Origin of the sequence: Nocardia sp. NPDC060255 (assembly GCF_042727395.1) — a bacterium.
Taxonomy (GTDB): Bacteria; Actinomycetota; Actinomycetes; order Mycobacteriales; family Mycobacteriaceae; genus Nocardia.
Genome location: NZ_JBHXAU010000011.1, coordinates 181,251 through 203,396, shown reverse-complemented (window position 1 = coordinate 203,396; position 22,146 = coordinate 181,251). Strand labels below are relative to the sequence as shown.

Below are 22,146 nucleotides of genomic sequence, written 5' to 3'. Positions count from 1 at the left end.
GTGAGCGACGGCGACGGAGTACCGGCTTGGCAACGGCGGACCGCGGGCGAGTCGAGGTTGGCGGCGACCGCCGCGGTGCTGGCCATTATCGGGCTGCAGTTGATGTTGCCGGATCGATTCTTGCCCGAGCCTGGATGGTTGCTGCCCGGGCTGGAGGCGCTGCTTTTGGTGGTCGTGGTGATCGCGAACCCGGTCCGGGTCGACCGGGAGGAGACCTGGCTGCGCTGGCTCGGGCTCGGCCTGGTCGGGCTGCTCGCGGTGGCGACGGCGTACTCGGCGGACCGGCTGGTGGTCGGATTGATCGACGGGACGCTCAGTGACGATCCGGCCCGGCTGCTCGGCTCGGGCGGCGCGGTCTGGCTGACCAACGTGGTGGTGTTCGGCCTAGGCTACTGGGAGTTCGATCGCGGCGGCCCCTCGGCCCGGGCGCATGCCCGAAAGCCGTTGCCGGACTTCATGTTCGTCCAGATGCAGAACCCGGAACTGGCCGGCCCGGAGTGGGAGCCACAGTTCATGGACTACCTGTATCTGTCGTTCACCAACGCGACCGCGTTCAGCCCGACCGACGTGATGCCGATGTCGCGCTGGGCGAAGGCGTTGATGATGGTGCAGTCGGCGATCTCGCTGATTCTGGCCGCCCTGGTCATCGCGCGCGCGATCAATGTGCTGCACTGAACTCGTCCGAATAGCCAACTGCTATAAGTTGATTCACGGTCTTTGAAGAGGATCCATGCCCCCTATTTCAGGGGCTAAACCTATTTTTCACAGGTAGAGTTATCTGCGGAGTAGCTGTTCTCTGGATCACATCTCGACCGCGCACCGCAGTGGGGGAAGGAATTCGACGTGCGCGGCGTTCTCCAATGCTTGAAACCTGATGAAGAATGGAACACCCGAATGATTCTCCGCAAAATCACCGCGGCCGCCGTGCCCCTCGTCGCCGCCGTCGCGGTCGGCGCGGGCACCGCCTATGCTCAGCCTGCCGTGGCGTCGACTCCCGAGATCGGCTATGAGGCAAAACTGGTGGGGGACAAGATCATCACCACGCTGACCGGCGGATCGTTCGAAGTGGTCGGCAATGTCGTCGACGTGCGCGACGAAGCCGGGAACACAGTGGTCAGCATGCCGCTGGCGTTCCGGCAGGACGGGCTGGAGTTCCCGCTGCCGCACGCGGTCAGCGACGCGGGCCGCGTGCTGGAACTGACCGTGGTCAAGGACGTCGCGCAGGCGCGTCCGGTCACCGCCACCCCGATCGCCTCGCCGTTCGAGAACCAGCGCGCACAGGACGCGTTCCTGTCCTCGTTCGGCATCGCCACCGCGATCGGCGGTTTCATCGGCACCGCGATCGGCGCCCTGGTCGGGCTGACCGGCATCCTCGGCGGACCGACCGTGATCGCCAGTGTGCTGGCGGGGGCGGCCGTCGGCGGGATCATCGGCACCATCGTCGCGGGCGGTCCGACGCTGATCGTGGCGGGCATCGACCTGATCAGCACGCTCACCGCGGCGCCGGGGACGACCAAGTGGATGGACGAGACCGGCCGTTCCAAGAACTGACGCACACCTACCAGCGCGGCCCGTACCGAATCCTCGGTGCGGGCCGCGTCTTTGTTTGTGCGCCAAGGCAATCGGGATACCGACCGCTCGGACCGTGCGCTAGCGCTCGTGGCAGCCCGGTGCGACCGGCACACCCGCGATTCGGTCCGCGAGGTAGGCCATCGCGCCGAACGACTCGCCGACGGCGGTCGGATTGTGGCCGGGCAGTACGGAATGCACGGAGGTGATGGCGGCCCCCTGCGCGCAGTACCGGCCGAGCAGGTCGGTGAACCCGGCAACGGGGACCACGTCGTCGCTGGTGCTGTGGTACAGGTACATCGGCACGTTCGGTGCGGGAGCGCCGAGTTCGTGCGGGTCGGTCGCCGCACGGAAGGCGGGCTGCCCCAACAGGTTCGGGACGGTGGCGTAGTCGTCGACGCGAGCGTTGACGTACTTCGTCACCAGGTCCGGACCGCAGGCGGCGCTGTCGGCGGCGATCATCGCGCGGCCGCGCTCGTTGAGCAGGTCCAGGATGCCGGCGCCCGGGTTGTCGCGGGTGGCCGCGATGACGATCAGCATCGCCAAGCCCGCCTGCATGGTGCCGTCCACGTGCTGGGCGATGGCGGGCCAGTTCGACGGAACGCCACCGGCGGCGATGCCCGCGAAGTGGATGTCCGGCGCGTACTGCGGCTGCATCTGCGCCGCCCACAGGGTGGCGAAGGCGCCGCCCGAATAGCCCCACGCGGCAAGGGGAGTCGCCGGGCCGAGGCCCGCGGCGGGCAGGTCGCGGGCGGCCCGGATACCGTCGAGCACGCCGCGTCCGGAATTGACACCGTCGAGGAACCGCGATTGCGGGCCTTCATGATCGCTGGTCACCACGGCCCAGCCGCGGCTCAGCGCGACGGCCATGAACGGGGTGTCGATCAACGCCTGGGTACCGCCGGGATCGCCGCCGCCGCGCAGCGCGTACGACGGCGCGCAGCGGGAGCCGAGGCTGTCTTCGGCGATCTGATACGACAGCAGCGGCCGCGGGCCCGGCCCGAGCCACGGCACCATCGGCACCATGACGGTGGCCACGTCGGCCACCGCGGCGCCGCTGGCGTCGGTGCTGCGGTATTTCACCTGCCACGTCGAAACCGGCAGCGGCAGACCGAACAACGCGGTCTGGCGCGAGTCCACGATCGCGCCTTCGGGGTAGGCGGCGAGGTCGGCGGGCGCGGCGTAGAACGGATCGGCGTCGGGCGGTGGCACCTGGGCGTGCGCGGCCGGTGCCGTGATCAGCGACGACGCCAGCACCAACGCTGCGGCAACGGCCGCCGACGAGCCGACTCGCGCTAGCGCCGCGCCGATCCGCCGGACCGGCGTGCCGGATGTTGTCGTGCTGCCGAGGAGCGATGTCCCCCTACCGATTCCGTCCGGAGTCGCCATGGCAGGCAACCTACCTTGCCGGTGGCCGAACCCGTCGGCACTCGCTCGACGTTTCGCCGACACCCCGAATTTGTTGCCGGAACGACACATTCGGCCGACGCGTTCGATTAGCGGGACCCCATCGACCCCGGCCGCTCCGTGGATGCTGCACATGGAGGCCTCCCCTGTCCGGCGAGGCGCGACGGAATGCGACGGGTGCCACGCTGCCGCCGACGCGCTCCGGCCTCGGGGCACTCACGGTACTGGCAGATCAGCGAGCCCGGCAGCGGGCATTCATGGTCAGTCGAATCGCCGCGGGTGTCCGTCGACGGCCGGCCGGAGTGCTCGAAAGTGGCCTTCGCGCAGTCGAGTTCCAGGACCATCCGCCGCCATGTCCCGGTTGGGCGCGGGTCACTTCTCCTGGCGGAGCGCCTTCTTGGCGGCTTCCTGGGCGGAGTCGACCTGACCGGCGAACTTGCCGTCGGTCTTCTGGTCGATGAGATCGCCTGCCTTGTCGATGACGGTCTCTACCTTGTCCGCGTTCTGCTGGGCCAGGTCGAGCGCCTTGTTCGCCAAGTTCTTGAAGTCCACCGTGTACTCCTCGTTCAAGATCGGTCCCGCCGGGGATCACTGTAATAGGCGCGGAGGAACCGAGTCGCTCGCCATCGGTGCGCGCTCAGTCCGAGGTGCCCAGCCAGGCCGGGTGCCACAGGCGACCGGTTTCGGTCCAGTTCATGAAGCGCACCGTGCCATGGATTTTCGGCGTCACCCAGACCGCCTCCTTGCGTTCCTCGGCGGTCAGGTCGTTGTCGAACGGGCTCGTCTTGCGCTCTGCCGGGCTGAGGCGCTTGGCCAGGTCCTGCATAGTCGATTCGTTGAATCCGGTGCCGACGCGGCCGACGTAGATCAGCCTGCCCTTGTACGGGATGCCGACCAGCAGCGACTTGAAGTCGCGTGCGTCGCTGCGCCGCCAGCCGCCGACGACCACCTCCTGGGTGCGCCAGTTGCGCTGCTTCACCCACGAGTGACCGCGCTTGCCAGGTAGGTACACCGAATCCTTGCGCTTGGCGACCACGCCCTCCATGCCGTGCTCCTGGCTGTAGCGCACCGCGTCGGCGCCGGATCCGTCCAGCCGGGGCGGCACGATCATCGACGGCGCGGTCGCGGCGAGCGCCTCCAGCACTCGGCGCCGATCCGAATACCGTTTGCGGACAAGCGAAGTGCCGTCCAGATAGAGCACATCGAAGGCGACGAACACCGCGCGCGCCGCATCCGCCTGCAGCAGGCCGAGATTGGCGACACCGTGATCGTCGAACACCACCGCCTCGCCGTCCAATACCACGCTGTGCCCGGCCAATTCGTCGGCGAGCGCCGCGATGCCCGGATACCTCGCCGTCACCACATTGCCCACCCGGCTGCGCAAAGTCAGTGTGCCGGACTCTATTTCGGCGATCAACCGGAAGCCGTCCCACTTCGTCTCGAAGCACCATTCGCCGGCATCCTGATCGGCGACATCGCCGGGGGTGGCGAGCATGGGCGCGAGTCCGCGCGGGAACGGCGACGGTCCGCTCGGCACCCGGATGATCCGGCCGGACGGCGTGTTCGGCTCCGCGCCGAGCGCTTTCGCTTTGTCGTTGTGCTGCTCGCGCATCAGGTGCATCAGCCACTGGTTGCCGTTGGTCTGGATCAGCGCGTAGCGGCCGTTGAGCCGCTGGCCGTGGAATTCGACGATCACCTCGTCATCACGCCACTTCTCGGTGTCGTAGGTGCCGGAATCCCAGATCGTCATCTCGCCCGCGCCGTACTGCCCCCTCGGGATGTCGCCATGGAAGTCCAGATACTCCAGCGGGTGGTCCTCGGTGTGCACGGCGAGCCGATTCTGGTCCGTGCTGGTCGGCGGGCCCTTCGGCACCGCCCAGGACACCAGCACCCCGCCGCGCTCCAGCCGCACATCCCAATGCAGCCGCCGCGCATGGTGTTCCTGCACGACGTAGCGATTGCCCGCCCCCGGCTCCGGCCGATCGGCGGGCACGGGCTCGGGGGTGCGCGCCGGGTCGCGCATCGACCGATACTTGGCCAGCGCGTCGGCACCCGACTCCGGCGAACCGGTGGCGCCCTTCGGCAGTGGCGGATCGAGCTCGGCGAGCAGGTCGCCGTCGTCCTGCCAGCGGGCCAGTACCTCGTCGAATCGTAAGTGCCGCAGCTTCTTCCGGTGCTCGATTTCCTTCCAGGAACGTGGCGCCGCCGCAGTGGGTTGCGCGCGCCCGCGCAGCGAGTACGGCGCGATCGTCGTCTTCGACGCGTTGTTCTGACTCCAGTCGAGGAAGATCTTGCCGCCGCGCACCGATTTCGACATGGTCGCGGTCACCAGATCCGGGTGCAGCCGTTCGAGATTCGTGGCCACCTGCTTGGCCACGGTGGACGCCCCGCTCGAACTGACCTCGCGATCCAGCGGCACATAAATGTGAATGCCCTTGCTGCCGCTGGTAACCGGGAACGCGCGCAGGCCGATGTCCTCGATCATGTCGCGGACCGCGAGCGCGACCCGCGCGCAATCGGCCAGTTCGGTGCCGGGCCCCGGATCGAGATCGAACACCAGCCGGGTCGCCGGGCCCACCGCGTCGCCGTCGAAACGCCACTGCTGCACATGGGCTTCCAGCGCCGCCTGCTGCCCGAGCCAGGCCAGCCCGGCCTCGGAATCGATCACCGGGTAGGTGACCGTGCGGTCGGAATGCTGGATGGTGTGCCGTTCGATCCAGGACGGCGCGTGCGCAGGCAGATTCTTTTCGAAGAAGGACGGTTCGTCTACCCCGTTGGGCCAGCGCTTCCTGGTGACCGGGCGACCGGCGATGTGCGGGAGCATGGCGGGCGCGATGGCCGAGTAATAGGCGATGACTTCGCCTTTGGTGGTGCCGGTGGCCGGATACAGCACTTTGTCGAGGTTGCTGAGTTCAACCTCGATGCCACCGAAGCTCCGGCGGGATGCCATGTGTCCGATTTTAGAGGCGGGGACCGACAAGTTGCCGGTTCCCCGCCGCTCGTCAGATCTGCGAGCTCGACGTGTCGGTGCCTGACGTGTCGGTACCCGTCGTATCGGTGTCGCTCGGCGACTCGGGCGTGGTGCCCGGCGCACCGGCACCGCCCGGCTGACCCGGCGCACCCGGCTGATCCTCCGGCGGGACCACCTTCTTGGCGGCCTCCTTGCCCTTCGCGATCTGGTCCGAGTACTTGCCCTGGGTCTTCTGATCGATGAAATCGCCGCCCTTGTCGATGGCGTCGTTGATCTTGTCGGCGTTCTTGGCCGCCGCGTCCTTGCCCTTGCCGACGAGGCCCTTCAGAGTATCCGCGAAGCTCATAGCGTTCGTTCCTTCCTCTAGCCCACTAGCAGGATGTCGTCAACCCACATCTTCCCACCACGAATCTTGTGGTGGTGCACTACCGGGGTCGACCCGCTGACCGGGCATCGGTACCGCGATCGCGGTACCAGCCGTTTCGGCCGCGGACACCATCCGCCGCACCGGCTCCGACCATCCGTGGAACGCCAGATTGAAGGTCGCCCAATGGATCGGCACCAGCAGGCCGTGGCCCGGGTCGCCCGCGCACAGATCGGCGTGCGCGCGGACCGCCTCCTCCGGGTTCATGTGCACGTCGCGCCAGCGCTCGTCGTAGGCGCCGATCGGCAGCAGCGTCAGATCGAACGGGCCAAGTGCCGCACCGGCTTCCGCGAACGCCTTGGTGTATCCGGTGTCGCCGCCGAAGTACGCCCGCTTGGTCGGGCCGACGATCGACCAGGACGCCCACAGCGTGGTGTTGCGGACCAGGCCGCGCCCGGAGAAGTGCCGCGCCTCGGTACAGGTGAGCACCAGGTCCGAGCCCTCGTGCGCCCGGCCCAGCGCGGACAGCGAAACCGAACCGCCCCAATCCAATTCGATGATCCGATGCTCCGGCACGCCCCAGTGCCGCAGGTGCGCGCCGATGCCGACCGGGACCAGGAACGGCGCGTTCTGGCGCAGCACCAGCTCGCGGACGGTGTCCTTGTCCAGATGGTCGTAGTGGTCGTGCGAGATGAGCACCGCGTCGAGCGCGGGCAGCTCGGTCAGTGGCGTCGGCACCGGATGCATCCGGCTCGGGCCGACCAGCGCGGACGGCGACACCCGTTCGCTCCACACCGGATCGGTGAGCACCCGGTAGCCGTCGATCTCGACCAGCGCGGTGGCGTGCCCATACCAGGTGACGGCCAGCTCGGCGGCGGTCTCGGGCAGCTGCGGCGTCTGCAACGGGATCACCCCGGTCGGGCGGCCCGCATTGCGCTTGGTGAGCGCCGAAATCAACAGCGACGGAGCCGATCCCGCGGCCAGCTGGCTGCTCGGCTCGGTGTTGTGGAAGTGCCGGTCGCGGTAGGTGGTCGCGCCGGTCGCGTACGGCTGAATGGCCGAGATCGAGGCGCCCATCGCGGACGGGATGCCCCACGCCGCGCGGACCACCCAGGTGAGGCCGAGCGCGCCCGCCGCCGTGCCGACAATGCTGCGCAGGTTCATCATCGCCCCACAAATTTCGCGGCGCGCTTCTCTTGTCTGGCCAATCGGCCCTCCTGTGCGTCGGCGCTGGTCCACGCCGCCTCCAGCGCGGCACGCTGCTGCGCGTTGTCCGGCTCGCGGGTGCCGTCGTCGTTGAGCACCAACTTCATGTGCCGCAACGACAGCGGCGCGAGCTGGGCGATCTGCTTGGCCCAGGCCTGCGCGTCGGCCAGCGAGCCGAGCCGGTTGGCGAAGCCGAAGCTGTACGCGTCGGCCGCCGTCACCGACTCCGCACCGAGCAGGATGGTCCTGGCCGGGCCGCCGCCGATCAGCGACGCCAGCCTGCGCACCGTCCACCGGTCCACCGAGATACCCAGCTTGGCCGCGGGAATCGCGATGTAGGCATCCGGCGAGATGACCCGCAGGTCCGAGGCGATGGCCACCTGCACGCCCGCGCCGAGCGCACCACCGTTGATCGCCGAGATCACCGGCACCGGGATCGACTCGAGGGTGTGCAGCATGTCCTGCAGGCCCGCGAGAAACTCGTCGGAGTAGACGCCGGACAAATCCGCGCCCGCACAGAAAATCGGGCCACGCCCGGTTATCACGATTACCCGCGCGTCGTCGGCGACGGCGGCAAGAACGGCTTCGCGCAACAGCGTGATGAGCTCGAGGTTCAGCGCGTTGCGCCGTTCCTCCCGCTGCAGTTCGATGGTCACCACGTCACCGTCTCGGCTAACTCCGAGCATGCGACCTCCCCAACTGAACGATCCGTCTAGTTACATTCACTTTGCCACAGCCGACGGCATAGACCGCTGAAGCGGATACGATCTTCGGCTGTGCCGACAGACTTCTCTATCCTGGTGATCGGCGCTGGTCAGGCAGGGCTGTCGGCCGGGTATCACCTCCAGCGCCTCGGGCTGCGTCCCGAGCAGGACTTTCTCATCGTGGACCATGCGCCCGGACCGGGCGGGGCCTGGCAGTTCCGCTGGCCGTCACTCACCTTGACCACGGTCAATCGGGTGCACGACCTCCCGGGCATGTCGTTCGCGGAGACCTTGCCGCCCGGTTCCGACGCCGCGCCCGCGGCGACCGCGGTGCCGCACTACTACGAGCTCTACGAAAAGCGCTTCGACCTGCGGGTGCGCCGACAGGTGTCGGTCACCGTGGTGTGCGATCGGTCCGAGGACGGCAGCCCTGCCGAGCACGGCCCGATCCTCAATGCCGAGACCGACTCGGCGGGCACGATCCGGGTGCGCGGCCTGATCAACGGGACCGGTACCTGGGAACATCCCTTCATCCCGCGCTATCGCGGCGCGGAGACCTTCGCCGGACGCCAGCTGCACACCCGCGACTACCGCACCGCGGCGGAGTTCGCGGGCAAGCACGTGGTGGTGGTCGGCGGCGGCATCTCCGCGGTGCAGTTGCTCGACGAGATCTCCCAGGTGACCTCGACCACCTGGGTGACGCGGACCGAACCGATCTTCCGCGACGCGTCGTTCGGCCCGGAGGACGGGCGCGCGGCGGTCGCCAAGGTGGAGGACCGGGTACGCAGAGGGCTGCCGCCCGGGTCGGTGGTCTCGGTGACCGGACTGCGGCTCGATGACCGCCTGCGGGCCGCCAAGGCGCGCGGCGTGCTGCACCGGCTGCCGATGTTCGACCACATCGAACCGGACGGGGTGCGCTGGGCGGACGGCTCGTTCCAGCACGCGGAGGTGATTCTGTGGGCTACCGGATTCCGCAGCGCGCTGGACCATTTGGCGCCGCTGCGACTACGCGGGCCCGGCGGCGGCATCACCATGACCGGGCGGCTGGCCACCCAGGTGGCCGCCGATCCGCGCATCCACCTGATCGGTTACGGACCGTCCGCGAGCACGATCGGCGCGAACCGCGCGGGGCGGGCGGCGGCCGTGGAGCTCACCGACTATCTCAGCCTGGGTTAGTCCAGCCCGCGGTCATCGTGTCCGGGTCGAAACCGACGCGGGAGCCGGTGTCGAGTGCGTTGATCGCGTCCATCTGGTCGCGGGTGAGTTCGAAGCCGAAGACGTCGAAGTTCTCCGCGATCCGGGACGGGGTGACCGACTTCGGGATGACGATATTGCCGAGCTGCAGGTGCCAGCGGATGATCACCTGGGCCGGGGTGCGGCCGACCGCGGCAGCGACCGAGGCGATGGTCTTGTCGTCGAGCAGGGTGCCCTGGCCGAGCGGGCTCCACGCCTCGGTGGCGATGGCATGACCCGCGTGGAAGTCGCGTAGTTCGCGCTGGGCCAGCCGCGGATGTAGCTCGATCTGGTTCACCACCGGGGTTTCCCCGGTCTCGCCGATGAGCCGCTCGAGATGGGCGGCGGTGAAGTTCGACACACCGATCGACTTGATGCGCCCCTGCGTCTTCAGCGCCTGGAAGGCGCGGAACGTGTCGACATAGCGATCGGCCACGGCCACCGGCCAGTGGATCAGATACAGATCGAGGTAGTCCAGGCCGAGCTTCTTCATGCTGGTGTCGAACGCGCGCAGCGTCGAGTCGAAGCCCTGCTCGGAGTTCCACAGCTTGGTGGTGACGTAGATTTCGTCACGCGGCAGGCCGAATTCGCGGATCGCGCGGCCGGTGCCTTCCTCGTTCCCGTAGATCGCCGCGGTATCGATGCTGCGGTAGCCGGCCTCCAGGGCTGCGGTCACCACCGGCGTCACATCGTCGTCGGGCACCTGGAAAACGCCGAAGCCCAGTTGCGGGATCACGTTGCCGTCGTTCAGGACGATCGAGGGGATAGCGGAGGTCTCGCTTCTGAAGGTCACCCTGCGACGGTAGAAGTGTGGCGGCGAGCCGTCAACGCTGGCCCCTGGCGTGTTGAGCCTCGGTTTACCGTTCGACCTGCGCTTTTCCGTTAACTGACAGTGACGGTCACGACTCGGTAAGCCTTGCTAAGCAATTCGGTAAGTCGCACTACGCGCGTGCAGCGCACGATCAATCCCGCTCAGCCGTTGACCGCGTTCGGGAGGCCGAGGCGGCGGTAGCGCTGCTTACGCAACGCGCGCAGTTCGGTGGCCGGTCGCTGGCGTAGCCGGGCGAGCTCGTCGGCGATGACTATGCCCATGCGGCGGGCGAAGTCGACCGATTCGTCGGCTGCGTCGGGGAATTCGGGGACGATGCGGTCGACCACGCCGTCGGCGAGCAGGTCGGCGGCGCGGATGCGTTGCGACTGAGCAAGTTCGGCAGCGTGTGCGGTGTCGCGGTAGACGATGGCGCTCGCGCCCTCCGGGGGCAGCGGGGCGAGCCAGCCGTGGGTGGCGGCCAGGACGCGGTCGGCGGGCAACAGAGCCAGCGCGCCGCCGCCGGTGCCCTGGCCGAGCAGCACCGAGATGGTCGGCGTGTCCAAGGTCACCAAATCCGCGATGCAGCGGGCGATCTCGGGGGCCAATCCGCGCTCCTCGGCCTCCTTCGACAAGGCCGCGCCCGCCGTGTCGATCACCAGGACGAGGGGCAACCGCAACTCTTCAGCAAGCGCCATGCTGCGGCGCGCTTCCCGCAGTGCGGCGGGCCCCATGGAGTACCCGCCCTGCTGTCCGGCGCGGTCGTGTCCGAACACCACGCACGGCTGGCCGCGGAAGCGCGCCAGCGCGTGCACCACGGTGCGATCGGATTCGCCCTGTCCGGTGCCGCTCAGCGGAACCCGTTGTGTCACATGGCGAAGCAGGTCACGAATGCCCGGCCGGTCCGGCCGCCGGGAAATCACCACGGACTCCCACGCCGAGACGGCTTCGGCCGCCTGCTGCTGATCACGGAGCGGAACTTGTTCGCCCGCAGTCGAATCCGGCACCGGGCGGCCACCGAAGACGCTGAGCGCGCGATGCGCGATGCGGCGAAAGATGGAAACCGGCACGGCACCATCGATAACGCCACGGCGGTAAAGGTTTTCGGCCGTCTGCACGCCCTCGGGGAACGGCTGGCCGTACAGGGCTTGATAGACGCGCGGTCCGAGGAACCCGATCAGCGCGCCGGGCTCGGCAAAAGTCATGTGCCCCAACGAACCCCACGAGGCGAACACGCCGCCCATGGTCGGGTTGCGCAGGTAGACGAGATAGGGATGGCCCGCGGCCTTGTGCGCGGCGACGGCACCGGCGATCTTCACCATCTGCACGAACGCGACGGTGCCCTCCTGCATGCGGGTGCCGCCGGAGGTCGGCGAAGCGACCAGTGGCAGCCCGAGCTCGGTGGCGCGCTCGACCGCCGTGACGATCCGCTCGGCCGCCGCGACGCCGATCGAACCCGCCAAAAAGCCGAACTCGCAGGCGATTACGGCCACCCGACGGCCACGCAGCAGCCCTTCGCCGGTGAGCACCGACTCATCGGTGCCCGCCGCGACCGCAGCCTTGTGCAACGCCTCGCGGTACCGCGGGCTCGCGGCCACCGTGATCGGTGGCCGGTCCCAGCTGACATACGAGTCGGTGTCGAGCAGTTGCCCGAGCAGCTCGCGCGCCGAAATCCTCACCGAGGGAGCTTATCCACTCGTCTTCGGACGGGCGGGCCGCCGCGCGTGCACTCAGTAGCCTTGCATCACCTTGCGCAGCGCGTACTCGGTGAGCGCGACCAAGGCCTGCTTGGCCGGCTCGCGACGCCGGGCATCGATGGACAGGATCGGCACGTCCGCAGGCACCGCGAGGGCCTGCCGGATGTCCTCGATCGGGTATCGCGGCGCGTCGTCGAATTCGTTGAGCGCCACCAGGAATGGTAGGCCGCGCGCTTCGAAGTAGTCGACGGCCGCGAAGCTGTCCTCGAGTCTGCGGGTGTCGACGAGCACCACGGCGCCGATGGCGCCACGGATCAGGTCGTCCCACATGAACCAGAATCGGTACTGGCCCGGCGTACCGAAGAGGTACAGCACCAGATCGTCGGCGAGGCTGATCCGGCCGAAGTCCATCGCCACGGTGGTGGTCGACTTCATCGGAATGCCCGTCAAATTGTCGATTCCGGTACTGGCATTGGTTACCAATGCCTCGGTGCGCAGCGGAACGATCTCCGAGACAGCACCGACCATCGTGGTCTTGCCGACACCGAAGCCACCCGCGACAACGATCTTCGCCGACGTTGGCTTGCTGGTGCGGGTGTCGACCTGCGCCGTCGAATCAAATACGCCGGAGTCCACTGAGAACCCTTTCGATCAGCTCGCGACGTTCATCGTCGCTGGAATCGTCTTTCAAAGTCGCCGAAACGCGTACATGCCCGGCCTCGATCAGGTCGGCAACCAGCACGCGAGCCACCCCGATGGGGATACCCAATCGGGCTGCTACCTCAGCGACGGACGGCGATTCTCTGCACAACTCCACGATTGACGTCTCGATGTTGGTCAGTTCGAACTGCCGCTCCAGGGCGACCGGATGCGATGCGACGAGTGCCTCCAACGCCAACTCGACCGCGGGCCTCGTTCGGCCTGCGGTCAACGAGTATGGGCGAACGAGACTGGGCTCGGCGCTCCCCAAGCGGTGATCTTCTATGTCCATCCCACCATCAGGAACCCATCGTGACACGTGGCGTGGCCTGGACTGTCTGGCCAACCCGCTCGACCAACAACGCCATCTCGTAGCCGACCTGACCGATGTCGCACGACGTATTGGTCAACACGGCAAGGTACGAGCCGTCGCCGACAGCCATGAGTAGCAGGTAGCCGTGCTCCATCTCGACGACGGACTGCAGCACGGTGCCGCCCTCGAACAGGTTCGAGACACCGACCGAGAGGCTGGCCAGTCCGGCGGTGACGGCCGAGAGCTGCTCGGCACGGTCGACGGGCAGCTGAGCACTCGCGGCCATGAGTAGGCCGTCAGCCGAGACCAGGACGGCATGGGCTACGCCAGGAACCTCGTTGGCGAAGTTCGAAACCAGCCAATCCAGCTGACGATTCGTACCACCTAGATCGGGGTTCATCGGTCTCCTTTATCTCCGGTTAAGTTCATTGCTCTCATTGCGCGGCCGTCCCGGACGCCCTGCTGATGGCGGCTCAGGCTGGACCTGATCGTTTCTGGATCGCGGCTCGGTGCTCGTTCCACCGCACCGTTGACGGCGCCCGGGACCAGCCTTCCGCCCGGATTGCGTTGCGGCAACCCGGCCGCCGTCCTTGTTTCGGATTGTGCCTCGCTGGCCGCGCGGGCCGCCTGCCAACCTTCATCACCCGGTGATTCGAAGGAGGCGGCCACGGTGGACCTGTCCATATTCGGGTCTGACAGCCATGCCGACATCATTTCCGCGAAAATTGGTGTCCCGCCCATCACGGAATCACCGGTTTCGACGGCGGGCTGGAGCCGGGTCTGGAAGAACGACGCCGTCCTGGTCGGGTTGGCCCGGTAACTGTGCCTGCCTGGATCGCCTCCTGCGGCCTCCGCGTCCTTCGGCTGTTCGTCGTTGCCGGGCAGCGTACCCCGACCACGTTGCGACAGACCAAGACCCGGCGATGCGTCCCGCTGCGGCAGGCCGTCACCCGGCTCGCGCTGCGGCAGATTCGGCGGCACCTGGGTGCCCGGCTGGCGCTGCGGCAACCCGCTGGGCGTCGCGTCCCGCTGCGGCAGGTTCGCCGCCGCGGCGTGCCGCTGCGGCAGGCCGCCGGCGCTCGGATCACGCTGCGGCAGAATCGAATCGCGTTGCGGCAAGCCACCCGCGCTCGGATCACGCTGGGGCAGACCACCGGCAAGCGGATCACGCTGCGGCAGACCACCCGCCGTCGGCTCGCGTTGCGGCAGACCACCGGACGCGGACTCCCGCTGCGGCAGCCCGCCAGCGCTCGGATCACGCTGCGGCAGACTCGAATCGCGTTGCGGCAAGCCACCCGCGCTCGGCTCACGCTGCGGCAGACCACCGGACGCGGATTCACGTTGCGGCAGACCGTTCTCGCCACGCTGACGCCGCGGCAGACCACCCGCCGTCGAATCGCGTTGCGGCAAGCCACCCGCGCTCGGCTCCCGTTGCGGCAAGCCACCGGAGGCGGACTCGCGCTGCGGCAGCTCACCGGCACTCGGGTCGCGTTGCGGCAGGCCACCGGCATTCGGGTCACGCTGGGGCAGGCCTTCACGCTGCGGCAGACCGTTGGGACCGGTCTGCCGTGGCGGCAGGCCGCCGGAACCGCTGTCGCGCTGCGGCAGTCCACCGGCGCTCGGGTCACGCGGCGGCAGCACGCCGGGCGCGGAATCCCGTTGCGGCAGACCGTTCTCGCCACGCTGCCGCTGCGGCAGACCGCTCGGCGGCTGCGCGAGCCCACTGATGCTCGGCTGCGGCACGCCGTTGCTACCCGGCTGGCGCTTCGGCAGTTCGCCCGAATTCGCGTCCCGCGGCGGCAGACCCGTCACGGTCGGCTCGGCGGGACCACCCGGCTGGCGCGGCGGCGGACCGCCCGGATTGAGATTGCGCTTGGGTAGGTTCGCGGCGGCGAGCTTGCCGCGCTGCGGTCCGCCGGACTGCTGACCCGGTGCGGGTCGCAGCGTCGGACCGGACTGCTGCGCATTCAGCCCGGACGCCATCGAATTGCCCGGCTGCCGCTGCGGCAGGCCACCACCGGCCGGAATCGGCCCGCTGGGTGCGGCATTCGGATTACTGACCGGGATCGGTCCGCTGACGCCGGGATCGACGGTCACCATGACATTGCCGGTAGGGGTACGGGTGACCGACCGCATCTGCATCGATGACGGGCCGGCCGGCCGCGGCCGCTCCGGGGCCTGCGGGGACGGGGTGACGGGCTGCGCCGTGATCGGCTTGCCCGCGACGATCAGGCCGCCGGGGACGTGCACGGTCACTGTGACACCGGGATCGCGGGCGGTGTCGAAGGTCGGCCGCAGCCGCACGGTGAGACCGTGCCGCTCGGCCAGCCTGCCGACCACGAAAAGACCCATGTGCCGGGCGGTATCGGGCCCCGGCTCGGCGGTCTGTTCCAGCCGCCGGTTGATATCGGCCATCTCCGACGGCGGCATACCGATGCCACGGTCGGCCACCTCGATGAGCATGCCCTGGTCGTGTGCCTGCGCGAAGGTGAACTTCACGTCGGTCTCCGGCGGGGAGGCGCGCAGCGCGTTGTCCAGCAGCTCGGCGAACAGGTGCGCCATGTCGGAGGCGGCGGGCTCGACCAGCGAACCACGTGGTGTGGCACCCAGTTTCACGCGCTCGTAGTCCTCGACCTCGGAGATCGCGGCGCGCAGTACGTCGGCGATCTCGACCGGGGCGGACTTGGCGCGGCGCTGCCTGGTGCCGGCGAGGATGAGCAGGTTGTCGCCGTTCCGACGCATACGGGCGGCGAGATGGTCCAGCCGGAAAAGGTTTTCCAGCAGGCGCGGATCCTTCTCGTCGTACTCCATCGCCTCGATCAGGCTGAGCTGATGGTCGACCAGCGACTTGGATCGCCGGGCCAGCGTCTCGAACATGTCGTTGACCTGAGAACGCATCTGCGCCTGGTCGCTGGCGAGCCGCAGCGCCTGGCCGTGGATGTCGTCGACGGCGCGGGCCAGCTGGCCGATCTCCTCGGTGCTGCGCACCGGCATCGGCTCGAGCGGCACCTCTTCCGGCGAGGCGCCGGTACGAAGCTGGGCCACCTCGTGCGGCAGATCGCTTTCCGCGACCCGCAACGCCGCGAGGCGCAATCGGTGCAGCGGCACGATCATCGAGCGCGCAACGAACACGGCGAGCAGCAGCGCGGCGAGGATGGTCGCGACTACGACCGCGGTGTATGTCCACGCGTCGCGCTGGGCAGTGGACACCAGCGAGTTCATCGCGCCGTCGATGTCCTTGGTCGCCTTGCTCACCACGAGCTCGTACACCGCGAGGCTGTCGGTCAGCGATTTCTTCAGATCGCCGACCGGGATCTTTCCTGCCTGCGCCTCGGTGCTGCTGAGCAGCGCTACTCGGGTATCGATGCCTGCGCGCAGATCGGCGATCGATGTATCGCCGTCGGAAAACCGGTGTGCCAGCACGCCGAGCAGCGAGCGCTCGGTGTTGGCCGCGGTGAGGAAGCCGGGGGTGCCACCGCGCGGATCTTTCAGCACGGCGGGGAAGGCGGCGACCTCACCGACCAGCGTGGCACGGGTGTTGAGCGAATCGACGAGGCGCAACTTGGCCGTGTCCACCGCGGTGTCGCTGACCTGCCCGACCGTCGTCTCGACGATCCGGACGCTGTCGTTACGCACCCGGTCGATCAAGCCGATGGCATCGGAGGTCGATCCGGTACTCACGGCCTTGCCTTGCTGACGCACGGCTTTCGCCTGGGTGAGCATGCTGTCCAGCGCCGCGCGGGCGCCCGACACACCACTGAGCTTGTCGGCGGCCTTGTCCGCGTTGGCAATCGCCTTGTCGAGATCGGCGAGGTTCTGATCGGTCACCACGGACACGTTGTCCGCGACAGCGATCATCTGCGAGCCGACCACCGTCGCCGTCTGCGCGCTGAGCGCGGTGACGGCGGGGATCGCCTGGACGTTCTCCGCGACGTCGGCGAGCCGACCCGAGTTGGTGAACTCCGATGAAATCCTGGACACGCCAAGGCCTACCGCGACTGCCAGGGGGACGGCGAGAACTGCCGTCACCTTCCAGCGCAGGTCCCAGTTGCCGAGCGCCCAGCGCCTTCTGCCGGACCTAGCGGCCTCACGCATCTCCCACTCACTTTCCAAACTGGCCCCAACCACGCGCCATCAGCGAACCTCCACACGCATACTGGCTCGACAGGCGGAGCTGGCCGAGAACTGCGGCTGGCCGAGAAATTGCGTCTACGACGGCCCAAATAAGTGACATCAGATTCTAACGGATCAATAACTTCTTGGGTGACTCCGAGTAAGCATGCGATCCTTGACCTGGCCGTTCCAGGCAAAACCAAAGGTCACAACACCCACCCGGGCGTCGCGTGAAGTCTGCCACAATCAACCAGATCTATCGAGGCGGGCATCGAGGCGAGGCTAGGGAGTCACGGGTTTGAACGTGCGGCACGAGTACCGACCGGTCTATCAGACCAGCTTGGTCGACCCCGCCGAGTTCTGGGCCGGGGCGGCTGAAGCGATCGACTGGGTGGTGCCACCAACCCAGATCCTCGACCCGGCAGCACGTCCGGTGGCCAGGTGGTTCACCGACGCTCGCCTCAACACCTCCTTCAACGCCCTCGACCGGCATGTGCACGGCGGCGCTGCGGCGGAGGGGGGCTTAGCTGATCAGCCCGCCTTAATATACGACTCCGCTATGACCGGCACCAGAGGCGTTTTCACCTACGCCGAATTGCTCGAAAAGGTAGCCACATTCGCGGGTGCGATGAGCAGGCTCGGGGTCGTCGCGGGCGACCGCGTCATCATCTACCTGCCGATGATCCCGGAAGCCGTCATCGCCATGCTGGCCTGCGCGCGGATCGGCGCGGTGCACTCGGTGGTGTTCGGCGGCTTCGCCGCACCCGAGCTCGCGGCGCGGATCGACGACGCGGAACCCGTGTTGATCATCACAGCGTCGGGCGGCCTGGAACCGGGCAAACAGCTCGAATATCCGCCGATTGTGTTGCGGGCCTTGGACCTCGCCGAGACCACCGCACCGCGCACGGTGATCGTGAAGCAGCGCCCGCAGTTCCCGACGATCCACTTCTCCGCGCCGCAGGCCGCGACCGAATCACTGCCGAGTTCCGCACAGACCATCGCGGCCCAATGGCTCGATTGGGACGACGCTGTCCGAGATGCGCCAGCGGCCGAGCCGGTCCCGGTCGCCGCGACCGATCCGCTCTACATCCTCTACACCTCGGGCACCACCGGGAAACCCAAAGGGGTAGTACGGGACAACGGCGGACATGCGGTTGCCCTCGCCTGGTCCATGCGCAATATCTACGACATCGGCCCCGGCCAGGTGATGTGGACCGCCTCCGATGTCGGCTGGGTCGTCGGGCACTCCTACATCGTCTACGCGCCGCTGCTGGTCGGCGCGACCACGCTGCTGTACGAAGGCAAGCCGATCGGCACGCCCGACGCGGGCGCCTATTGGCGGGTAGTGGCCGAACACAATGTTCGCGTACTGTTCACCGCGCCGACCGCACTGCGGGCGATCCGCAAGGCCGATCCGGAGGCCGAACTGGCGCACGGCCACGACCTGTCGTCGCTGCGCGCACTCTTCTGCGCGGGCGAACGACTAGATCCGGCGACCTACGCCTGGGCCGACGAGATCCTGCTCGCCGATCGCCCGGACTGCCCGGTGGTCGACCACTGGTGGCAGACCGAGACCGGCTGGCCGATCTGCGCGAATCCGCTTGGCCTGCAACAACTTCCGATCAAGGCGGGTTCGGCGTCGGTGCCGGTGCCCGGTTACCGGCTGCGGGTGCTCGACTCCGAGGGCAACCCGGTGGCGCCGAATATCGAGGGCAACATCGTGATCGGGCTGCCGCTGCCGCCCGGCACGCTCACCGGACTGTGGAACGACGACGAGCGCTACAAGCGTTCGTACCTGTCCGCCTACCCCGGCCACTACCTCACCGGCGACTCCGGCTACTTCGATGAGGACGGCTACCTCTACGTCCTCGGCCGCAGCGACGATGTGATCAATATGGCCGGGCACCGGTTGTCCGCGGGCAGCATCGAGGCGGCCATCTCTGGTCACCAGGCGATCGCCGAATGCGCGGTGATCGGCCTGCCCGACGAGCTCAAGGGGCACCGGCCGCTGGCATATGTGGTGCTCAAGTCGGGCGTCGAGGTCGACCCGGCGCAGCTGCGTGACGAGCTGATCGAGCGGGTGCGCACGCAGATCGGCGCGATCGCCACGCTGCACGACGCCGTCATCGTCACCGCGCTGCCGAAGACCAGGTCGGGCAAGATCCTGCGGAAGACGATTCGGCAGATCACCTCCGGTGAGCCGTACGAGATTCCGTCGACGATCGAGGATCCGGCGGTGCTAGAGGCGTTGGCGGAGCAGATACACGCCGCGAACCGCGGCACTCCGGTCAGCGCGGATCCGGTGGCGACACCGGACGTGGGCTCACCTGCCTGACCTTCCTCGCGAAATCGTTCGTCCCGCTTAGGGATTGGCGCGTGCTCAGAGTTTCCTTAGGGAACGTTCACACAGGTGCCAGTGCGGCCGCCTAGCGTCGAGGGCGCTAGGTACGCACCCCTCGACGAACTGGAGTCACCCCCATGAAGCGTTCAGTTGGCCGTCCCGCCGTCGCCGCACTCGCCGCAGGCGGGCTGGCCACCGTTGCCGTGTTCCTCAGCCCGGCGATCGCGTCGGCCGGTCCGATGGAGCTCGCCGGTCCGTTGCTCAATTCGGACTGTACGTTCGCCCAGGTCGACGCCGCGCTGCACGACAAGGCGCCGCAGCTCGCCTCGATGCTCGACTCGAATCCGACCCAGAAGGCCGAACTGCAGCGCAAGTTCGACCAGCCGGTCGAGCAGCGCCGCGCGGAACTGCAGCGGGCCATCGACGCGAACCCGGACGCGGCGCGCCAGGCCCAGAACGACCCGCGCTACGCCCAGCTGAGCGGAACAATCCAAGCTGTCGCCGATTCGTGCCACAACTACTGACAGGCGGGCGTGCCCTACCTGACCGGCTGGACAGTTCGATGACGGCACAATGACTGATGTGACACCTACGACTCCGACCGTCCTCGTCGTCGATGACGACGAGGACGTGCTCGCGTCGGTCGAGCGTGGGCTGCGGCTTTCCGGCTTTCACGTGCTGGTCGCCAGGGATGGCGGGCAGGCGCTGCGCAGTGTGAACGAGCATGCGCCGGACGCGATCGTGCTCGATATGAACATGCCGGTGCTCGATGGCGCCGGGGTGGTGACCGCGTTGCGCGCGATGGGCAACGAGGTGCCGATCTGTGTGCTCAGCGCGCGGGCCTCGGTGGACGACCGGATCTCGGGGCTGGAATCGGGCGCCGACGACTATCTGGTCAAGCCGTTCGTGCTGGCCGAGCTCGTCGCGCGGATCAAGGCGCTGCTGCGCAGGCGCACCGATACCCAGTCGCCGGCCACGCCCGGCGCGATCACCGTCGGCCCGCTGGAGGTCGATGTCGCGGGCTATCGCGCGCTGCTGAACGGCACCGAAATCGAGCTCACCAAGCGGGAATTCGAGCTGCTGTCCACGCTGGCGCGCAATGCCGGGGTGGTGCTGAGCCGGGAGCGGCTGCTGGAACTGGTGTGGGGCTACGACTTCGCGGCCGATACCAATGTGGTCGATGTCTTCGTCGGCTATCTGCGGCGCAAGCTGGAGGTGGACGGCGCGCCCCGGTTGCTGCACACGATCCGCGGCGTCGGGTTCGTCTTGCGGATGCCCAAATGACCTCGGACGTCGCACCGAAAACCCGTCGGCGCCCGGCCTTTTCGCTACGCACCCGGGTCGCGGGCGCCGCGGCCGCCGGTGCGGTGGTGATCGTCTCGGTGATCAGCGTGATCAGCATCCACGCGATCGAGCGCAACAATGTGCGGCAATCCGATCAGCAGCTCAAGGTCGCCTCGCGCATCGTGCTGATCGAGCCGGTCATCGTGGTCCGGTTCATCAGCCTGGTGCCCGGGCTGGACAACGACATCGCCGTCACCGTTCGCGACGACGGCAATGTCATCGCGAGCACCCCGACCCAATTGCCCGATCTGGCACCGGGTTCGCGGACGGTCCCGGTCGGCGGCACGCCCTACCGCATCCTCTCGACATCCGAGCATCAGCCTGCGGGCCGGGTGGTTTCGATGGGCCTGCCCGCCGCCTCGTCGGCCGCGGCGACCGCCGAGCAGCAACGCTGGGTGCTCGGCGGCGCCTTGTTCGCCATCGCGGCCGCCGCGGCGCTGGGCTGGCTGCTGGCCGGGCGGGCGGTGCGTCCGATCGTGCGGCTCACCCGCCAGGTCGGCGCGCGCAGCGGCCTGCCCGATCCGCGGAACCCGCAGACACCGGTGGACGGGTCGGGCGTGCGCGAGGCGGAAAAGCTTGCCGACGCGGTGAATACGATGCTGCAGCGGGTGGACGAGGCGCAGTCGGCGACGGCCGCCGCGCTGGAAACCGCGCGCGATTTCGCCGCCGTGTCCGCGCACGAGCTGCGCACGCCGCTCACCGCCATGCGCACCGATCTGGAGGTACTGCGCACCCTCGACCTGGACGAGGCGCAGCGCGCGGAGATCCTCGCCGACCTGCAGCGCAGCCAGGGCCGGGTGGAAACCACCCTGGCCGCGCTGGAGCGGCTCGCCACCGGCGACCTCACCAACGAGCGCGACCATGTCGCCACCGATGTCGGCGACCTGTGCGACCAGGCCGCACACGACGCCATGCGGCACTTCCCCGGGTTGAAGGTCCGCATCGACAGCGACACCGAGCTGGTCACCCGCGGCCTGCCCGCGGGTCTGCGCCTCGCGGTGGACAACGCGCTGGCCAACTCGGTCAAGCACGGCCGCGCCACCGAGGCCCTGGTGTCCGCGCACCGAGCACCGAACGGGCACATCGTCATCAGCATCGACGACAACGGCCGCGGCATCCCGCCGCACGAACGGCAAGCCGTCTTCGATCGCTTCTTCCGCGGCAGCCAGGCGAGCAAGGGCGGCTCCGGCCTCGGCCTCGCCCTGGTCGCCCAACAGGCCCAATTACACGGCGGCCAAGCCTATTTCGACGACGGCACACTGGGCGGCATCCGCCTCGTCCTCGACCTCCCCGCCCCCACCACCCCCTGATCGGTCGGTTGGGTCCTTAACGAACTCTCATAGAAACGCCAGCGCTGGGGTTATGCCGGGGTTCTAT

At 68.2% G+C, this 22,146-nt stretch carries 19 protein-coding genes; 7 read left to right on the top strand and 12 right to left on the bottom strand.

Annotation, left to right across the window (positions count from 1 at the left end; translation table 11 throughout):
- Positions 1 to 675, top strand: a complete 675-nt coding sequence (locus ACFWF1_RS21715; RefSeq protein WP_379282245.1) for a hypothetical protein — start codon at positions 1 to 3, stop codon at positions 673 to 675.
- 219 nt (positions 676 to 894) lie between these two features.
- Positions 895 to 1,551, top strand: coding sequence for an ammonium transporter (locus ACFWF1_RS21710; RefSeq protein ID WP_379282244.1), 657 nt, complete (start codon positions 895 to 897; stop codon positions 1,549 to 1,551).
- Positions 1,552 to 1,650: 99 nt separating this feature from the next.
- On the opposite strand, the gene ACFWF1_RS21705 is transcribed toward ACFWF1_RS21710, so the two are convergent.
- The 6 genes from ACFWF1_RS21705 to ACFWF1_RS21680 form a co-directional block, all read right to left on the bottom strand.
- On the bottom strand, positions 1,651 to 2,958 hold the full coding sequence (locus ACFWF1_RS21705; RefSeq protein ID WP_379282243.1) for a lipase family protein: 1,308 nt from the start codon (positions 2,956 to 2,958) through the stop codon (positions 1,651 to 1,653).
- A gap of 390 nt (positions 2,959 to 3,348) precedes the next feature.
- On the bottom strand, positions 3,349 to 3,528 hold the full coding sequence (locus ACFWF1_RS21700; protein ID WP_357386017.1) for an antitoxin: 180 nt from the start codon (positions 3,526 to 3,528) through the stop codon (positions 3,349 to 3,351).
- 85 nt (positions 3,529 to 3,613) lie between these two features.
- The gene (locus ACFWF1_RS21695; protein ID WP_379282242.1) at positions 3,614 to 5,926 is read right to left on the bottom strand and encodes an ATP-dependent DNA ligase; all 2,313 of its coding nucleotides are present in this window, start codon (positions 5,924 to 5,926) and stop codon (positions 3,614 to 3,616) included.
- Between the two features lie 52 nt (positions 5,927 to 5,978).
- Positions 5,979 to 6,293, bottom strand: a complete 315-nt coding sequence (locus ACFWF1_RS21690; protein ID WP_379282241.1) for an antitoxin — start codon at positions 6,291 to 6,293, stop codon at positions 5,979 to 5,981.
- Between the two features lie 39 nt (positions 6,294 to 6,332).
- Positions 6,333 to 7,475, bottom strand: coding sequence for an MBL fold metallo-hydrolase (locus ACFWF1_RS21685; protein WP_379282240.1), 1,143 nt, complete (start codon positions 7,473 to 7,475; stop codon positions 6,333 to 6,335).
- The gene (locus ACFWF1_RS21680) at positions 7,475 to 8,203 is read right to left on the bottom strand and encodes an enoyl-CoA hydratase (protein WP_379282239.1); all 729 of its coding nucleotides are present in this window, start codon (positions 8,201 to 8,203) and stop codon (positions 7,475 to 7,477) included. Before ACFWF1_RS21680 ends, ACFWF1_RS21685 begins: the two co-directional genes overlap by 1 nt.
- A 90-nt stretch (positions 8,204 to 8,293) precedes the next feature.
- Between ACFWF1_RS21680 and ACFWF1_RS21675 the strand changes: the two genes are divergently transcribed.
- Complete coding sequence (locus ACFWF1_RS21675; RefSeq protein ID WP_379282238.1) at positions 8,294 to 9,397, top strand: NAD(P)-binding domain-containing protein; 1,104 nt, start codon at positions 8,294 to 8,296, stop codon at positions 9,395 to 9,397.
- Here ACFWF1_RS21675 and ACFWF1_RS21670 read toward each other — a convergent pair.
- From ACFWF1_RS21670 to ACFWF1_RS21645, 6 genes are all read right to left on the bottom strand, one after another.
- On the bottom strand, positions 9,384 to 10,247 hold the full coding sequence (locus ACFWF1_RS21670) for an aldo/keto reductase (RefSeq protein ID WP_379282237.1): 864 nt from the start codon (positions 10,245 to 10,247) through the stop codon (positions 9,384 to 9,386). The two genes, ACFWF1_RS21675 and ACFWF1_RS21670, sit on opposite strands and share 14 nt — an antisense overlap.
- Before the next feature lie 179 nt (positions 10,248 to 10,426).
- Positions 10,427 to 11,941, bottom strand: a complete 1,515-nt coding sequence (locus ACFWF1_RS21665; protein ID WP_379282236.1) for a carboxyl transferase domain-containing protein — start codon at positions 11,939 to 11,941, stop codon at positions 10,427 to 10,429.
- Between the two features lie 51 nt (positions 11,942 to 11,992).
- Positions 11,993 to 12,595 carry an ATP/GTP-binding protein gene (locus ACFWF1_RS21660; RefSeq protein WP_014981574.1) on the bottom strand — a complete coding sequence of 201 codons (603 nt, stop codon included), beginning with the start codon at positions 12,593 to 12,595 and terminating at the stop codon, positions 11,993 to 11,995.
- The gene (locus ACFWF1_RS21655; protein ID WP_040731099.1) at positions 12,576 to 12,950 is read right to left on the bottom strand and encodes a DUF742 domain-containing protein; all 375 of its coding nucleotides are present in this window, start codon (positions 12,948 to 12,950) and stop codon (positions 12,576 to 12,578) included. Before ACFWF1_RS21655 ends, ACFWF1_RS21660 begins: the two co-directional genes overlap by 20 nt.
- Before the next feature lie 7 nt (positions 12,951 to 12,957).
- Positions 12,958 to 13,371, bottom strand: coding sequence for a roadblock/LC7 domain-containing protein (locus tag ACFWF1_RS21650; protein ID WP_011207200.1), 414 nt, complete (start codon positions 13,369 to 13,371; stop codon positions 12,958 to 12,960).
- The gene (locus tag ACFWF1_RS21645; RefSeq protein ID WP_379282235.1) at positions 13,368 to 17,066 is read right to left on the bottom strand and encodes an ATP-binding protein; all 3,699 of its coding nucleotides are present in this window, start codon (positions 17,064 to 17,066) and stop codon (positions 13,368 to 13,370) included. The genes ACFWF1_RS21650 and ACFWF1_RS21645 overlap by 4 nt, the downstream gene beginning before the upstream one ends.
- A 316-nt stretch (positions 17,067 to 17,382) precedes the next feature.
- On the opposite strand from ACFWF1_RS21645, the gene ACFWF1_RS21640 reads away from it, so the two are divergent.
- The 4 genes from ACFWF1_RS21640 (at position 17,383) to ACFWF1_RS21625 (ending at position 22,079) form a co-directional block, all read left to right on the top strand.
- Entirely contained in the window at positions 17,383 to 19,419 is a 2,037-nt protein-coding gene (locus ACFWF1_RS21640; protein ID WP_379282234.1) for an AMP-binding protein, read from the top strand.
- Positions 19,420 to 19,562: 143 nt separating this feature from the next.
- Positions 19,563 to 19,949: a hemophore-related protein gene (locus tag ACFWF1_RS21635; protein ID WP_379282233.1), complete on the top strand. Its 387-nt coding sequence runs from the start codon at positions 19,563 to 19,565 to the stop codon at positions 19,947 to 19,949.
- Positions 19,950 to 19,998: 49 nt separating this feature from the next.
- On the top strand, positions 19,999 to 20,709 hold the full coding sequence (locus ACFWF1_RS21630) for a response regulator transcription factor (RefSeq protein WP_379282232.1): 711 nt from the start codon (positions 19,999 to 20,001) through the stop codon (positions 20,707 to 20,709).
- A complete protein-coding gene (locus ACFWF1_RS21625) occupies positions 20,706 to 22,079 on the top strand; it encodes a sensor histidine kinase (protein WP_379282231.1) in 1,374 nt (457 codons plus the stop codon). Before ACFWF1_RS21630 ends, ACFWF1_RS21625 begins: the two co-directional genes overlap by 4 nt.
- Positions 22,080 to 22,146: the final 67 nt, after the last annotated feature.

Excerpts from the sequence above, each read along its gene's own strand:
- ACFWF1_RS21635 (WP_379282233.1), top strand. The coding sequence starts at position 19,563 with ATGAAGCGTTCAGTTGGCCGTCCCGCCGTCGCCGCACTCGCCGCAGGC.
- ACFWF1_RS21710 (WP_379282244.1), top strand. The coding sequence starts at position 895 with ATGATTCTCCGCAAAATCACCGCGGCCGCCGTGCCCCTCGTCGCCGCC.
- ACFWF1_RS21685 (WP_379282240.1), bottom strand. The coding sequence starts at position 7,475 with ATGAACCTGCGCAGCATTGTCGGCACGGCGGCGGGCGCGCTCGGCCTC.
- ACFWF1_RS21690 (WP_379282241.1), bottom strand. The coding sequence starts at position 6,293 with ATGAGCTTCGCGGATACTCTGAAGGGCCTCGTCGGCAAGGGCAAGGAC.
- ACFWF1_RS21630 (WP_379282232.1), top strand. The coding sequence starts at position 19,999 with ATGACTGATGTGACACCTACGACTCCGACCGTCCTCGTCGTCGATGAC.
- ACFWF1_RS21650 (WP_011207200.1), bottom strand. The coding sequence starts at position 13,371 with ATGAACCCCGATCTAGGTGGTACGAATCGTCAGCTGGATTGGCTGGTT.
- ACFWF1_RS21655 (WP_040731099.1), bottom strand. The coding sequence starts at position 12,950 with ATGGACATAGAAGATCACCGCTTGGGGAGCGCCGAGCCCAGTCTCGTT.
- ACFWF1_RS21645 (WP_379282235.1), bottom strand. The coding sequence starts at position 17,066 with ATGCGTGAGGCCGCTAGGTCCGGCAGAAGGCGCTGGGCGCTCGGCAAC.
- ACFWF1_RS21705 (WP_379282243.1), bottom strand. The coding sequence starts at position 2,958 with ATGGCGACTCCGGACGGAATCGGTAGGGGGACATCGCTCCTCGGCAGC.
- ACFWF1_RS21695 (WP_379282242.1), bottom strand. The coding sequence starts at position 5,926 with ATGGCATCCCGCCGGAGCTTCGGTGGCATCGAGGTTGAACTCAGCAAC.
- ACFWF1_RS21625 (WP_379282231.1), top strand. The coding sequence starts at position 20,706 with ATGACCTCGGACGTCGCACCGAAAACCCGTCGGCGCCCGGCCTTTTCG.
- ACFWF1_RS21680 (WP_379282239.1), bottom strand. The coding sequence starts at position 8,203 with ATGCTCGGAGTTAGCCGAGACGGTGACGTGGTGACCATCGAACTGCAG.